This window comes from Hanstruepera ponticola, assembly GCF_002940745.1.
GTDB classification, from domain to species: Bacteria; Bacteroidota; Bacteroidia; order Flavobacteriales; family Flavobacteriaceae; genus Hanstruepera; species Hanstruepera ponticola.
Genome location: NZ_POTB01000001.1, coordinates 333,341 through 349,196 on the forward strand (window position 1 = coordinate 333,341; position 15,856 = coordinate 349,196).

Genomic DNA, 15,856 nt, shown 5'->3' on the forward strand with positions numbered 1-15,856 from the left:
GTTAATTAATTAACTTTTTCACAATATCCTTAACAGGTAAAATTGCTTGCGTATATTCAATACTTGGTCCTGCTACCCATACCGTTTTATAAGTTGCTTGTAATGCTGCTTTTTCGGTGGCTTTCATGCCAATATAAAACCGAATCATTTTAACCCACTTTTTTAAAGTTCTATTTTTATTTAAAACTTTTTCCAACCAGGTTGAACGAGTTCCTATTTTTTGAACGTATGGCGTATTAATAACTGTGCATGGTGTTCCAGATATACGCTCTGTCATAACGATGTCTTTTGCACCATAATCAACACAGGCTTGTTTATATTCATCAGTGACACCAGCTTCTATTGATGCAATAAAAGGGCTACCTACTGATACACCTGCAGCACCATAACTTAACATCTTATCAATATCTGATTTGCATCCTACACCTCCAGCTGAAATAACTGGGATTGTTAGATGCTTTGTAAGAAGCGAAATTAATTCTTTGGGTGACAAATTTCCACGGTGACCACCAGCTTGATTATTAACCGCAATGGCTGCATCAGCACAAAGATCTTCCACCTTTTTCGCAAAATGTAAATCCGTAACATCACAGAATACTTTGATTCCTACTGCATGGGCTTCAGTAATAGTTTCTTCAGGATTACCTAGTGAGGTAATTATAAAATCACAGCCTTCTTCGCATAAAACTCGTAATTGGTCTTTGTACTTGACATTAGATTTATTTACAATTAAGTTAAAGCCAAAAGAACCACCTTCAACTTTAGCTTGTTTAAGTTCCTTGATAGCCTCACGTAATTCTGGTAAAGTCCTATAGTTTAGAGCCGGAATACAGCCAGCAATTCCAGATTTCATAGCTTCTATTACCATTTCTGTGTTGGAAACTAAAAACATAGGAGCTTGGATGATAGGATATTTTATATTAAGTAATTTGGTAAGCATATCTGATATGATAATTAATTAATCACAAATATAAGCTAATTTATATGCATGCATAATAAATTTTTTGAGCTCACATAAATATAAAAGCCCAACTAATTAAAGTTGGGCTTTTAATTTAATTAATGATTAATACTTACCTACGTCTAGGGCTTTTTGATACAATTTTCTTAATAACTGTACCTTTATTAGTCGTTATGCGTACAAAGTATAATTGATTATCTGTTTTAGACATATCGATTGTACTTATAGCTTCGACACCTTTGACATAATTTACATTTTTGATTTTTTGAATTAATGTTCCTTTAATATCAAATATTTCAAGGGTTACATCAGTGTCATAATCCATTTCATAAGCAATATTCACTTCCTTATCAAACGGTACTGGATAAGCTCTAAAACTACTGAAAATCGATGAACCTATTGTAGTTGATGCTTCACATTCAAACGCTCCAACAAATTCAGTTTGATTATCATCTTCTGAGCATACATCCTCCATACTCTTGCTGCACATACAAATCACTTCACAAGTCACTGCATGAGCTATAATATAAATACCTTCAGAATTACTTGCAGTTTCATTGTCAACTACTACAGAATAGGTCTGAACATAACCCGAGAATGAAGGGTTAAATGGATATTGTCCTGGAGCCACAGTATAGTTTGCAGCACGACCTCGTCCTCTAGGATAAGGCTCGCATCCTACATAAACATGAGCTTCATTCATAACATATCCTGCTGCTATATTGTAAGTAACAATTACTTCAGATGCGCTATAGCTTACATCTACAGTACCAACAAGATTTCCTCGCCAAGTATCGCAATGTGCGGCTCCAGCCCATAAGTCCATGGTATAATTACCATACTTGTTGAAATAGTTTGTCCAACCCCAACGACTAAAGTCTGGTATAAAGCACTGATCACCTGAATTTGCTTTAGCAAATGCTGTTTCACAATTGCCAATTACGTCAAACTCTCTAATTATAGAACAAGTTTCAGTACCTAAATTACCGCATTCATCATACACTTGGAAATCATAATAACCAATTTCAGAACAACCATCTGGCGCTGTTTCAATTCTAGTTGGACCATCAAGTGTTAATGTTCCACCAGCTGAACAATTATCAGACCAGGTTGCAGTTAATGAAGGAAATTCGTCATTACAAATATCATCCAAATCTTCAGGACATACTATTACTGGCAATTCCGTATCCACTGTCCATGTATAAGTTACACTGACTTCTACTGCCTCATTATCACAAGCATCTGTATAGTTTGCTGTCCATGTCTGACTGTAAGCACAGCCATCATTGGTTGGTCCTGTAGTACTTGGCACTAAATCCATCTCATCATCTAAACAATTATCGTCAACCTTGAATGTTGGTGGTGTTATTTCAGGATTACATCCTAGATCACCACTAACACCATTGGTTGTAATAACTGGTACTTCCGTATCCACTGTCCATGTATAAGTAACACTAACTTCTTCTGCTGCATTACCGCAAGCATCCGTATAGTTCGCTGTCCATGTCTGACTGTAAGAACAACCATTATTAGTTGGACCATTAGTACTTGCTTGAATTGGCATGTCACTATCTAGACAATTGTCATCTACCTTGAAAGATGGTGGAACAACTTCTGGATTACAACCCAAATCACCACTAATACCATTGGTTGTAATAACCGGGTCTTCCGTATCTACTGTCCATGTATAAGTTACACTGACTTCCACTGCTTGATTATCACATGCATCTGTGTAATTAACTGTCCAGGTCTGACTGTAAGCACAACCATTATTTGTTGGTCCTGTTGTTTGTCCAATTACTGGTACATCCTGATCCAAGCAGTTATCACTCGCACTAAAAGTTGGTGGTGTGATCGTTGGATTACATTCGGTGTAATCTATGTTTCCTGTACTGGCTGTTATTACCGGAACTTCTGTATCCTCTGTCCATGTATAAGTTACACTGACTTCCACTGCTTGATTATCACATGCATCTGTGTAGTTCGCTGTCCAGGTCTGACTGTAAGCACAACCATTGTTTGTTGGTCCTGTTGTTTGTCCAATTACTGGTACATCCTGATCCAAGCAGTTATCACTCGCACTAAAAGTTGGTGGTGTGATTGTTGGATTACATTCAGTGTAATCTATGTTTCCTGTACTGGCTGTTATTACCGGAACTTCTGTATCCTCTGTCCATGTATAAGTTACACTGACTTCCACTGCTTGATTATCACATGCATCTGTGTAATTAGCTGTCCAGGTCTGACTGTAAGCACAACCATTGTTTGTTGGTCCTGTTGTTTGTCCGATTACTGGTACATCCTGATCCAAGCAGTTATCACTCGCACTAAAAGTTGGTGGTGTGATCGTTGGATTACATTCAGTGTAATCTATGTTTCCTGTACTGGCTGTTATTACCGGAACTTCTGTATCCTCCGTCCATGTATAAGTTACACTGACTTCCACTGCTTGATTATCACATGCATCTGTGTAATTAGCTGTCCAGGTCTGACTGTAAGCACAACCATTATTTGTTGGTCCTGTTGTTTGTCCGATTACTGGTACATCCTGATCCAAGCAGTTATCACTCGCACTAAAAGTTGGTGGTGTGATCGTTGGATTACATTCAGTGTAATCTATATTTCCTGTACTGGCTGTTATTACCGGAACTTCTGTATCCTCTGTCCATGTATAAGTTACACTGACTTCCACTGCCTCATTATCACATGCATCTGTGTAATTAGCTGTCCAGGTCTGACTATAAGCACAACCATTATTTGTTGGTCCTGTTGTTTGTCCGATTACTGGGACATCCTGATCCAAGCAGTTATCACTCGCACTAAAAGTTGGTGGTGTGATCGTTGGATTACATTCGGTGTAATCTATGTTTCCTGTACTGGCTGTTATTACCGGAATGGTATCATCATCAGCTACTGTAAATGTGGTTTCACAAAATTCTGTTTGCTCACATTCATCACTCACAGTATATCTTATTTTAGCAATACCTCCACCACAAACACTTGGAGCAGCAAATTCGCCTTCCGTTACTTCAACATTATCTATATAATACGTAAATGATTCTGTAACTATTCCACCTCCACCTTCATAAGTGAATCCAGCAGGATTTTTCCAATCGTTAAATCTGGTATCAATATCATCATTACAGTCAACAGAATCAGTATTTGGGCAATCTGGAACTAGCGTTTCAGCTGTGTTTATACTATTTACAGTAAACTCTTCGCTTTCAGCAGTACAACCAGGTTCACCAGCAATCATCACTGTAGCAAAAACTTTATATACTCCAGCTTCTGTAACTGCTAAAGTATTAGAATTAGGATCTGTACCCGGAATTAAAACCCCGTCCTTGTACCATTCATACGTATACGTTCCTGGTGGAGCAGGAGATGCAGTTAATATAACTTCAGATTCAAAGCAATCTAAATCATCACCCGCTAGTGTAACTGTATATTCTGGTGTATCACCTAAATCAAATGGTCCAGCCATATCCTTAAGCTCAGCTGTAAACGAGTCTGAAGAACGTGTTTTAACAATAACACTTCCAAGAGGAGCCTGACAATCACCAGTTGAAGATCTTGTATCTAATCCTAAAAGGGTTGCGTTAATACCAAATTCAGCCAAAGTTGGCATGATATACTCATTGGTGAAACTTCCATTGGGTGCAACTGTACCCCAAGATGGCGCTGCAACATTTGCAGAGGCATTTACTTGAGCAAATATAGCCGCCTCACCAGTAATATCAGACCTTAAAGAAATTCTAGCATACCCGAATGGTATATTATTATCATTATTACAATTGTAAAATTCAAAATTACCATTCTCATCACCAAAGTTAAATGGTCTGAATGGCAAAGTATTGAAAGCAGCATAACCACCTGGGAAATCACTACTATCAATCCAGGCATATAATCTTACATCAGCTACGGCTCCACCATTCGTATAGTTAGCTGATAATATTATATCTCCATGAGTAATAACTATACCGCTAGCAGGATCAAAATCATAAGATGTGTGTCCGCAATCTGTTCCTCCTGTGACTAAAGTTCCATTATTGTTATTATCAGCTGGCACTTCATCTTCATCAGGAATATAGGTCACTTTTTCTCTAAAATATTCAAAATCAATATAGCTTGTACCATTATCGCTTCGGGTAGAAGCTGCAGCAAATGCCCATTGATCATCATTATTTGGAAAAACCGCATCAGAGTCTCTACGTAGATGTGCATAAATATCTATGATATCATTTTTTTGAGGCACATCCCCTTCTTTAATGGTCCAAGTTGTTGGATCATCAAAATTTTTGTCATCACTAGCACCAAACACATTGGAATCCATGTTGCCTCCTTGCGTGTTTTGATCTCGTATATATACGGCATCAATCCATGTATCGCCATTTACAACTGTGTAAACAGGAACCGACATTCTAAATTCTTTTGATACATTGGCACCAGAAGCCAATTCAGCTATATCAGCGGCATTGGTTTCATCAATAACACCCAATCCAGATGCGCCTTGCACCCAATCATCAGTTCCTACACCTGAATCAGGACTAAAAGAAAATAACCCTGAATAGACATCTCCATCCACGGCAAAATTAACGTGTATTGAAGATCCTAGAGGAACTGATTGTGCTTGTACATTTGTGCTTGAATTAAGTAAAAAACCTAAAACCAAGCAACAAAATAATAGCATTTTAAAAGGACTGTTTTTATAAAACAAACCCTTAATTGAAGTAATTTTGTAATTCATCATAACTTACATATTTGTTAATACCCTCGTTTGCATAAACAAGTAAGTTATTGTGTAAAAAAGACAAGTAAATGTGGCGCAAATCGATATGAATACACCTTTTTGTGTAATCAATCAAAGTTTGCTACAACCAATATATTGCTATTAAGAAATTTCTTGAGGAGATTACAAACTTAAGCTATTTATTTTTAATAAGCAAAAAATATTGTTTATAAATATCTAAAAAACAACTAATTAAGGTTTGTAATTCAGAGTAAAACTATTGATAATGCTAGAAAACTAACGCTAAAGATCATTTCATAATATCTCGTTGTTTCAAGGCTTCAATTAGACCAATAAAAAAAGACCCAATGAATTGAGTCTTTTTATTTATGAAATGAAATAGTAATCTTTATTTTTTGATAAACTTATAAGTTTTTGAAACGTCATTAATTTTAACTCTCACCAGATAATTTCCTATTGTCAAGTTTGAAACATCAATCTTGTTATTAATGATTCTATTTGTATTAGCTTTTGCAACTTGCTCTCCAAGAATATTATAAATTTCTACACTAGAAATAGGCTGGCTAGTTTTAAATGATAGTTCATTAACAACAGGGTTTGGAAATATAGAGAAATCATTGAACTCATTATCTACAGTAGAAAGTGTGTTAGTATATTCAACCCTGAAGTCATCTAACAAAAGATAGTCTTGATTACTGCAATTATAGTGTCTAAAAATTAATTTCACAGATTTATTCGCAAAATTATTTGGAATAGTAATTTCTATATCATTAGCAGATGCAGGTCCTCCTTGCGATAATGTTTGTTGAAACAACATCGTGTCATAAGGGCTTCCTACGCCAACTTCTTGAATATATACAGCGTAAGACTCCAAGTAATTTGTAGCACTCGATGATGCTACACGTACATTAAGCTTAATATCGTTGGCATCGTTAGGAATAAAAAATGCTGGAGTAAAAAGTGCATTATCAGGTGTCATAGAAGATGAAGGCGAACCATAAAACCTTCCAGATTGAAAACCAAATGTTTCACCACCAGAATAGTAGAACCAGTTAGAGCCATCACCATCATTATCTTCACCAGACCATCCTGTTAAATCCTCACAATCTGATGACCATATTGTTGTTTGGGCAGAAATTGTCCCAAGTGATACTATAAATACGATTAATAAAAGTAAATTTCGTTTCATAATTTTTGCTATTAAATTGATGGAGTAAATGTATAGAACATGATAAATTTATCTTTGAAATGCTATTTTTTTTCGATAAAATGCAATTTATTTGTAAGAATTATAGATTTTTTGTAGTCTAAATCCTATTTTATAAAAAAGAAAACGCAACCATTTCTAATTGCGCAAATATTTCTGTTTATCGACAGTTATCTAATGATAATCTTCTTGTTTAAAATTCCGAGATTAGTATCAAACTTTATCAAATAAATACCAGATGCTAAATTTTTAAAACTCATGAAGTCTGCTGGGCCCATAAGTTTCACCAATTCTTGACCTTGATATGAATGTAATGATATTGAATTAATTTGAATATTATCATGCTTCTTGATATATACACCAAAATCTGTTGGATTTGGATAGATTGTTATATAATCATTTAAGTTATAGTCTGGCACACTTAAATTATCAATTACAATAGTAGACACTAAGTTTGTAATAATAGGCGAGTTGAAATCAAAAAATATAGCAGCATCTCCTTCCATAATATCTCCAACTTGAATTGACGGTTTGGGTTTTATCTTATAAGCTATATAACCGTTACTACCTTGTTCATCAGTATTTATATCAGGTAAATTAATGTTGTCAAAATTAAATGCCACTTCATTTCCATCTATGATTTCAACATCATATTCATGACTTGAACTAGTAATTTTTATAGTATTCCAGTCTAAATTAGGGTGGAGAATATCTTCAATTCTGACATTAATGGCACTTGCAGTACCTGTATTTTGAAATCTAATTATATAGTCCAAATATTCGCTTGTTTCTTCTAATATAATTTCACTACCCTGTAGGACCTGCTTATCATTAGGATCATAAGAATTTACAACTATTTGCTCCAAAGTGAAATCATTATCATTTGGTGTATAATCATTTAAATCAGGTAAAACTTGGGTATTAAACTCTAAAATATCATCTCCATTAACTGTTGGTGGTGGAAAAGTGGAAAACGTAATGAGTACTTCGTCACTCTGAAAAGGTTCTAAACTACCAACACTAAACTCCAGTAAATCAATTGTTTCATTAGAAGGTGTAGGTAATGAAGAAACGAATGATTGCATGGAACTATCGTAACCAAAGGTTACACTAATATCATTTATAGTTTCTGTTCCCTTATTTTCAATCACTAACTTATAATTAGCTTCAAAACCTGGTCTAGCTTCAGTAGTTGGCAAAATTGTAATACCTAAATCATTAACTGATTGATTGGCTGTTAAACAAAAATCAATTTGTTCTTCAGATGAACTCGAAAAATCTACTATATAACTTAATGGTGATAATGTAAAATATGGAGGTAGATTCAGAATTGATACTGAATAAACCCCATCATGTAATGAAATTTCATAAATACTATTGTTAACAATTGTAGAATACAAGTTTACAGAATTATCTGAAACTACAGTAAATCCTGAAACCTCATAATCAGAATCTGAACATCCATCATTATTTGAATCATAATAAACTGAACCCAATATTAGATTACAATCTTGGGATTGGAAATCACCTTGAATATTCCAGCCTTGATTCAGTAAATAGTTTCTAGAATCAACGTTACAATATTCTAAACCATAAACTCCCAACGTTTCATTCTGAATTCCAGAAACAGATAACGTAGTTAGCAATCTATCATAATTTAAAATGCTCAAATCTGTAAAAGAAAGAAAATCCGAAATATTAAATAAATTTGTATTAAATGTCCAATCAGATATATCTTGATTAAAATTACTGCAATTGTTGAACATTGAATCAAAGTTTAAAACATTTAATGTATTCCAATTATTTAAAGGCTGATTAAATGAACTACACCCTGAAAACATTTGATTCATATAAATGACATTTGAAACATCCCAATTATTTAATGATTGATTAAATGAACTGCAATTATAAAACATTCCTGATAAATTTGTCACATTTGAAATATCCCAATTATCTAAAAATTGGTTGAATGAAGCACAACCACTAAACATTAATGACATGTTGGTAACATTAGACACATCCCAATCACTTAATTGAGTATTTAAAGCACTACAATTAAAAAACATTCTTGACGTGTTTGTTACTTGAGACAAATCAGGGCTATCAGTAGCATTTATAACCAAGTTTTGACACCATTCAAATGTCGATTCCATAGACATCCATTCTATATCACCCCACTGTTCAACAGTTCTGATTTTATCATTACTAACTGTGTTAGCATTAAAATGAGGAAATGTGCCAGAAATTTTTACAGTATAAATGCCGGGAGATGAATAAACATGTTGAATTGTATTCACTGCGTTATTTACTATTGTTCCATCCCCAAAATCTACATTGTAATTATAACTATAATCACTAGGTGAAGTTCCTATTTGAATATTAAGGTCTGTTCCTTGAACCTCCCATGTCGTAATAAATGGTTCTTGAGAATAAGAGGTATTAATTAGAAAAAATAATGCTATAAAAAAGTAACAATGTCTCATAAATTTGACTGGTATAATATTGGTTTAAATATATATAAATATGGTAGAATAAAAAACGCAACCATTTCTGATTGCGCTTTTTCACTTATTATGATAATTTGTACTTACTTCACTTCTTCAAAGTCTACGTCTTCAACATCACTACCTTCATTAGATGCTTCTGCATCACCTTGAGGTTGCTCTGCTCCTGCACCACCTTGTTGTGCTTCAGCTTGTGCTTTGTACATTTCTTCGCTCGCTACTTTCCAAGCTTCGTTTATTTTTTCCAAAGCTGGATCAATAACTGCTAAATCTTTAGTTTCAAAAGCTTTTTTCAATTCTTCCAAGGCTTCTTCAATTGGTTTCTTTTTATCATCTGATAATTTATCACCAAATTCTTGCAACTGACTTTCAGTTTGGAAAATCATAGCATCAGCTTGATTTAATTTATCAGCAGTCTCTTTAGCTTTGGCATCTGCTTCAGCGTTTGCTTCAGCATCAGCTTTCATTTTTTGAATTTCCTCTTCAGTCAATCCTGATGATGCCTCAATACGAATATCTTGAGACTTACCAGTTGCTTTATCAGTTGCTGATACTTTTATGATACCATTGGCATCAATATCAAACGTTACTTCAATTTGAGGCGTACCACGTCTAGCAGGTGGAATACCATCTAAATGGAAACGTCCAATGGTTTTATTATCTGCTGCCATAGCACGTTCACCTTGTAATACGTGAATCTCTACTGAAGGCTGATTATCCGCAGCTGTTGAAAACACCTGTGATTTCTTTGTAGGTATTGTCGTGTTTGCTTCTATTAGCTTGGTCATCACGTTACCCATAGTTTCAATACCCAATGATAATGGTGTTACATCTAGTAATAAAACATCTTTAACATCTCCTGTTAAAACACCACCTTGGATACCTGCTCCTAAAGAAACAACTTCATCTGGGTTAACACCTTTGCTAGGTTTTTTACCAAAGAATTTTTCAACAGCTTCTTGTACTGCAGGAATTCTGGTAGAACCACCTACAAGAATAATTTCATCTATATCACTTTTTGATAATCCTGCCGCTTTAAGTGCAGACTCGCAAGGTTCAATAGTACGCTTTACTAAATCATCAATTAATTGCTCAAATTTTGCTCTTGTTAATGTGCGAACCAAGTGCTTTGGTCCACTAGCAGTAGCAGTAACGTAAGGTAAATTGATTTCAGTTTGAGCAGAAGATGATAATTCAATCTTTGCTTTTTCAGCTGCTTCTTTTAAACGCTGTAAAGCCATTGGGTCTTTACGTAAGTCAATATCTTCATCAGCTTTAAACTCATCAGCCAACCAGTTTATGATTTTCTCATCTACATCATCACCACCAAGATGCGTATCTCCATCAGTTGATAAAACTTCAAATACACCATCTCCCAATTCTAGGATAGAAACATCATGTGTACCACCTCCAAAATCAAAAACAACGATTTTTTGGTCAGTACCTTTCTTATCCATACCGTAAGCTAAAGCTGCAGCAGTAGGCTCATTAATAATACGCTCTACTTTTAAACCTGCAATTTCTCCAGCTTCTTTAGTTGCTTGACGTTGCGAATCATTAAAATATGCAGGTACAGTAATTACTGCACGTGTTACATCTTGTCCTAAATAATCTTCAGCAGTTTTCTTCATTTTTTGAAGAATCATGGCTGATAATTCTTGAGGTGTGTATAAACGACCATCAATATCTACTCGTGGTGTATCATTATCACCTTTTACTACTTTATATGGTACGCGTTCTGCTTCATTTTTAGATTCAGAATATTTATTTCCCATAAAACGTTTGATAGAATAAACCGTTTTTGTCGGGTTTGTTACTGCCTGACGTTTTGCTGGGTCACCAACTTTAATCTCGCCTCCTTCAACAAAAGCAATTACCGATGGTGTTGTGCGCTTACCTTCTGCGTTTGGGATTACAACAGGTTCGTTACCCTCCATAACAGAAACGCAAGAGTTTGTTGTTCCTAAATCGATTCCAATAATTTTACTCATAATACTTGTATTCTTTATTTCTTTAATTTAATTGTGTTGAATTATAAATTTTATTCATCATACTAATGTCAAGTATTGTGCCATGACAAAAAATATGACAGCTTGTCACATTTTTTATAAATTAGGTTAAACATTACTACATCTCTCTAATTATTCATACTTTTAAAAAACGAATCAAAACTTATTTATCATGAAGAAACTTGTAATAGTCATTATATCATTTATTTGTATCCTTACCATTTCTTGCGAAGGTCCTTCTGGTCCACCAGGTCCTGAAGGTGGTCTTATTGTTGCACCTGCCTTTGAAATAGAAATAGATTTTACTTCTGGAAACGACTACGAATATATAGAACCATATGGATTCACAATATATCCATCTGATGTCACTTTGGTTTATATTTTATGGGATGTAATTGATGGTCAGGAAATCTGGCGTTTAGTGCCACAAACTGTTGCATTTAATGAAGGGACTCTTGTTTACAATTATGATTTTACCAGAGAGGATGTTCGATTCTTTTTAGACGGCACCATTGATTTTGGTTTATTAGATTCCGTTTGGACTCAAAATCAGGTATTCAGAGTCGTTATAGTTCCTGCCGATGATGTTGGTAAACACATTTATACAGATTTAGAAGCGGTAATGAATGTTTTTAATATTAAGGAATTTAAAAAGCATTAACAGATGTAATCGTTCCTTTTTTCATGCTATCATTAAGAACTAAATGTATATTTGTGGTTAAATCTAACTAATCATTTTTATGGAGTCAATTTCTGTTTTTGATATGCTGAAAATTGGTGTGGGTCCTTCAAGTTCTCATACTCTAGGTCCTTGGCGCGCAGCTGAACGCTGGATTAAAGAATTAAAAGACAAAAAACGTTTTGACAAAGTTGAAAAAATCACCGTTGATCTTTATGGGTCACTATCTTTAACAGGAAAAGGACATGCAACCGATTTGGCTGTTATGTTGGGTTTAAGTGGAGCCGATCCTGAATTAATTCCAACCGAAACAATTGATGTGGTAATCAGTGCCATTAGCAATTCTGGAAATATTATTTTCAACAATGAAAAAGCTATTCAATTTAATGCCAAAACAGATATTACGTTCAATAGAAAATTTTTACCATTTCATTCCAATGCACTTACATTTACTGCAACCGTAAATGGCCGAAATTACAAATCAACCTACTACTCTATTGGTGGTGGATTTGTAGTTCAGGAAGAGCGAAAAGTTGCAAAAGCCAACAAAATCATTTTTTATTGTACGTTTCCTTATCCCGTTGAAAATGGCACACAACTGTTAGATTTCTGCAATCAGTTACAGATGCCAATATCAGGAGTTGTTTTAGAAAATGAAAAATCAATCAGACCCATTGAAACTATTGATTTTGAATTACAACGCATCTGGAACACTATGTTAGAATGCATGTATTTAGGATGTCATACTGAAGGAAGTTTACCTGGAGGGCTCAATGTAAGAAGACGTGCTTTTGACATGCATAAAAATTTAATTGGCGATACATCCTATTTAGATCCTACCGAGTGGATTCAATCTATAAGAAATACCGAAGTAAAGTTTAGACAAATTATAAAATGGGTTAGTTGTTTTGCACTTGCCGTTAACGAAGTCAACGCAGCATTAGGACGTGTGGTGACAGCACCTACTAATGGAAGTGCTGGTGTTATTCCAGCAGTTTTAATGTATTATTTAGTTATTGAAAATCATGATGGAAATTTTGACGATATCAAACGCTTCTTATTAGTTGCTGGGGAAATAGGAAGTATCTTTAAAAAAGGAGCGACTATTTCTGCCGCAATGGGTGGCTGTCAAGCGGAAATTGGTGTATCATCAGCGATGGCAGCTGCTGCACTTTGTGAACTACAAGGAGGTACTCCTGAACAAGTCTTGATTGCAGCTGAAATAGCCATGGAACATCATTTAGGGATGACCTGCGACCCTATTGGAGGTTTGGTTCAAATTCCGTGTATTGAGCGCAATGCTATGGGAGCTATAAAAGCAATTAATGCCTCGGAATTGGCATTAGACACTGATCCTAAAAACGTAAAAGTCCCTTTGGATAAGGTTGTTCAAACCATGTGGGAAACGGCCAAAGACATGAATACCAAGTATAAGGAAACTAGTGAAGGCGGTTTAGCTGTAGGTGTACATTTAAGTGATTGCTAATTTATAAATAATAAACGTACCCAAGAGAAAATAACACACTACCTACGCGACTCTTTCCAAATGTTTCGTCCTTTTGCAAGGGTATAAATCCATAAGTACCCCTAACCTCAAATAATATTTCAGATTTATTGGTAACTTGTTTGGTAACACCCAAACCTAATACACCTCCAAAATTCACATCATTTAAACTATCTTTTACATCAGTTTTTGCATCAAACGATGTCTCTGGAAATAATGCTATTTCTCTATCTTCATCAAAATAAATTTGACTGCTCCCACTAGTAACTTGTGTAGCTTTCATTAAAAATCCAATGTAGGGTCCAGCATTAGCAAAAAAACGCCAATCATTACCATATGTATATGTATATTTAAGTAGTAGCGGAATTTCAAAATATTGCAATTCATTACGATTTTTAAAATCAGCATAAAATACGGTACCTGGAGGAATTTGCTCTGCTATATCAGGTGGTAGATTACTCTCTAATGCTGAAGGTGGAATGGGTTGATATTCATTTCTTTCGCCTCCTTTTTTAGCATAATTAAATTCAATTTGTGCCGAAATCGCTTTAGTGATTTCATAATTGAAGAAAATACCACCTTCAAAAGAAGCAAATGACTTAAAATTTTCAGTATAAATATTATCAGATTTGTCAGATAAAGAAGGTAAGCTTAATCCCCCTTTTACACCTATTCTCATTTGACTTTGTAGAGTGTCTGACTGAATTACATCTTGAGCAAATAACGCTAATGAAAAACAAACACAGGATGCCGTTATAATTCTTTTAATCATATTTTAGATAGTTAGTTAGATAACCAAATATCAAATTATTTTAAGCATTAAACAAATAAAATCAATCTTGACAACCTGTTCGCCTTCTCGTATCTATTAAATAGATTATTTTCCAGATTCCATTATCATGAAATAATTGAAATGAATTGACACCACAATGACTAAACTCTCCATTAAACCAAAATTCATAAGGTGTCCAAACATTCGCCATGTTACCGTCTACCTGAACTTTATATTCCAATATCTTTTCTTCCCATTTTTGATCTTCAGTTCTATTTGCTACTGCGCTAATTAATTTTCCAGGTTCATCTGTCACCAAAACATCTTTACCTTCTTTTGTTTTAAAAACTGTTTGCATTAAAACCTTGTCCATCATTACAGACTTCATAAGTGTTGTGTCGCCTTTATGAAAGCCTTCAAAAAAAGTTTTAATTGTTTGCTCTGCTTGTTGTTCAGCAGACTCTTGACCAAAAATAGTTGTGGATAATAACACGGTTAGATAGAATAAAAATCGTTGCATAATTAGTTTAGTTTTAAACGAATATAATATTAGATGGTCTTATTTTCAATCCTATAAAGAAAAGTTTAACACTATATATCTAATTTAGTATTTTTACAAACTAGAAATTTTAAAACAACACTATGTCAGTTGCTAAAAAGGGATACAAAAGAATTACAGTAAAAACATTGGTAGATATGAAAGCTAATGGCGAAAAAATATCCATGCTTACCGCTTATGATTATACAATGGCAAAAATTGTTGATGGTGCTGGTATTGATGTTATTCTTGTTGGTGATTCGGCTAGTAACGTTATGGCTGGTCATGAAACCACATTGCCAATTACTCTAGATCATATGATTTATCATGCTTCTTCTGTAGTCAGAGCCATAGATCGTTCATTAGTCGTGGTTGATTTACCTTTTGGAAGCTATCAAAGTGATCCTAAAGAAGCATTGCGTTCTGCTATAAGAATTATGAAAGAAAGTGGTGGTCATGCTGTAAAACTTGAAGGTGGTAAGGAAGTTAAAGAATCAATTAAAAGAATACTCAATGCAGGTATTCCTGTAATGGGGCATTTGGGGCTTACACCACAATCAATCTATAAATTTGGAACCTATACGGTAAGAGCCAAAGAGGAACAAGAAGCAGAAAAACTAAAAGAGGACGCCTTGATGCTTGAAAAAGCTGGTTGTTTTGCTATAGTTTTAGAGAAAATCCCTGCAAAATTGGCTAAAGAAGTCGCTGAAAGTGTAAGTATTCCTGTAATTGGAATTGGTGCAGGAAATGGTGTTGATGGTCAGGTATTAGTACTTCATGACATGATTGGGATGACCCATGAATTTAATCCGCGTTTTTTACGAAGATATATGAATTTGTATGAAGATATGACGCAAGCTATTTCTCAATATGTTGACGATGTGAAATCACTTGATTTCCCGAGTGATAAAGAACAGTATTAGTGGTTAGAA

Annotated in this window: 10 protein-coding genes; 3 read left to right on the top strand and 7 right to left on the bottom strand. The window is 34.6% G+C overall.

Translation table 11 applies throughout. From position 1 onward, the window contains the following. Position 1 precedes the first annotated feature (1 nt). The 5 genes from C1S72_RS01575 to dnaK form a co-directional block, all read right to left on the bottom strand. Positions 2-940, bottom strand: coding sequence for an NAD(P)H-dependent flavin oxidoreductase (locus C1S72_RS01575; RefSeq protein WP_394338513.1), 939 nt, complete (start codon positions 938-940; stop codon positions 2-4). A gap of 133 nt (positions 941-1,073) precedes the next feature. Then, positions 1,074-5,711: a T9SS type A sorting domain-containing protein gene (locus C1S72_RS01580; RefSeq protein WP_104733926.1), complete on the bottom strand. Its 4,638-nt coding sequence runs from the start codon at positions 5,709-5,711 to the stop codon at positions 1,074-1,076. A 388-nt stretch (positions 5,712-6,099) separates the two neighbouring features. Next, positions 6,100-6,900 carry a T9SS type A sorting domain-containing protein gene (locus C1S72_RS01585; protein ID WP_104733927.1) on the bottom strand — a complete coding sequence of 267 codons (801 nt, stop codon included), beginning with the start codon at positions 6,898-6,900 and terminating at the stop codon, positions 6,100-6,102. Positions 6,901-7,088: 188 nt separating this feature from the next. Beyond that, a complete protein-coding gene (locus tag C1S72_RS01590) occupies positions 7,089-9,401 on the bottom strand; it encodes a BspA family leucine-rich repeat surface protein (protein WP_104733928.1) in 2,313 nt (770 codons plus the stop codon). A gap of 104 nt (positions 9,402-9,505) precedes the next feature. Then, positions 9,506-11,413: a molecular chaperone DnaK gene (gene dnaK, locus C1S72_RS01595; RefSeq protein WP_104733929.1), complete on the bottom strand. Its 1,908-nt coding sequence runs from the start codon at positions 11,411-11,413 to the stop codon at positions 9,506-9,508. Between the two features lie 190 nt (positions 11,414-11,603). On the opposite strand from dnaK, the gene C1S72_RS01600 reads away from it, so the two are divergent. Both C1S72_RS01600 and C1S72_RS01605 read left to right on the top strand, forming a co-directional pair. Next, on the top strand, positions 11,604-12,092 hold the full coding sequence (locus C1S72_RS01600; protein WP_104733930.1) for a hypothetical protein: 489 nt from the start codon (positions 11,604-11,606) through the stop codon (positions 12,090-12,092). A 79-nt stretch (positions 12,093-12,171) separates the two neighbouring features. Further along, complete coding sequence (locus tag C1S72_RS01605) at positions 12,172-13,596, top strand: L-serine ammonia-lyase (RefSeq protein ID WP_104733931.1); 1,425 nt, start codon at positions 12,172-12,174, stop codon at positions 13,594-13,596. 1 nt (position 13,597) lies between these two features. On the opposite strand, the gene C1S72_RS01610 is transcribed toward C1S72_RS01605, so the two are convergent. Then, positions 13,598-14,386: a porin family protein gene (locus C1S72_RS01610; protein WP_104733932.1), complete on the bottom strand. Its 789-nt coding sequence runs from the start codon at positions 14,384-14,386 to the stop codon at positions 13,598-13,600. Positions 14,387-14,447: 61 nt separating this feature from the next. Further along, positions 14,448-14,906, bottom strand: a complete 459-nt coding sequence (locus C1S72_RS01615; protein WP_104733933.1) for a nuclear transport factor 2 family protein — start codon at positions 14,904-14,906, stop codon at positions 14,448-14,450. A gap of 122 nt (positions 14,907-15,028) precedes the next feature. Between C1S72_RS01615 and panB the strand changes: the two genes are divergently transcribed. After that, positions 15,029-15,847 carry a 3-methyl-2-oxobutanoate hydroxymethyltransferase gene (gene panB / locus C1S72_RS01620; protein ID WP_104733934.1) on the top strand — a complete coding sequence of 273 codons (819 nt, stop codon included), beginning with the start codon at positions 15,029-15,031 and terminating at the stop codon, positions 15,845-15,847. Positions 15,848-15,856: the final 9 nt, after the last annotated feature.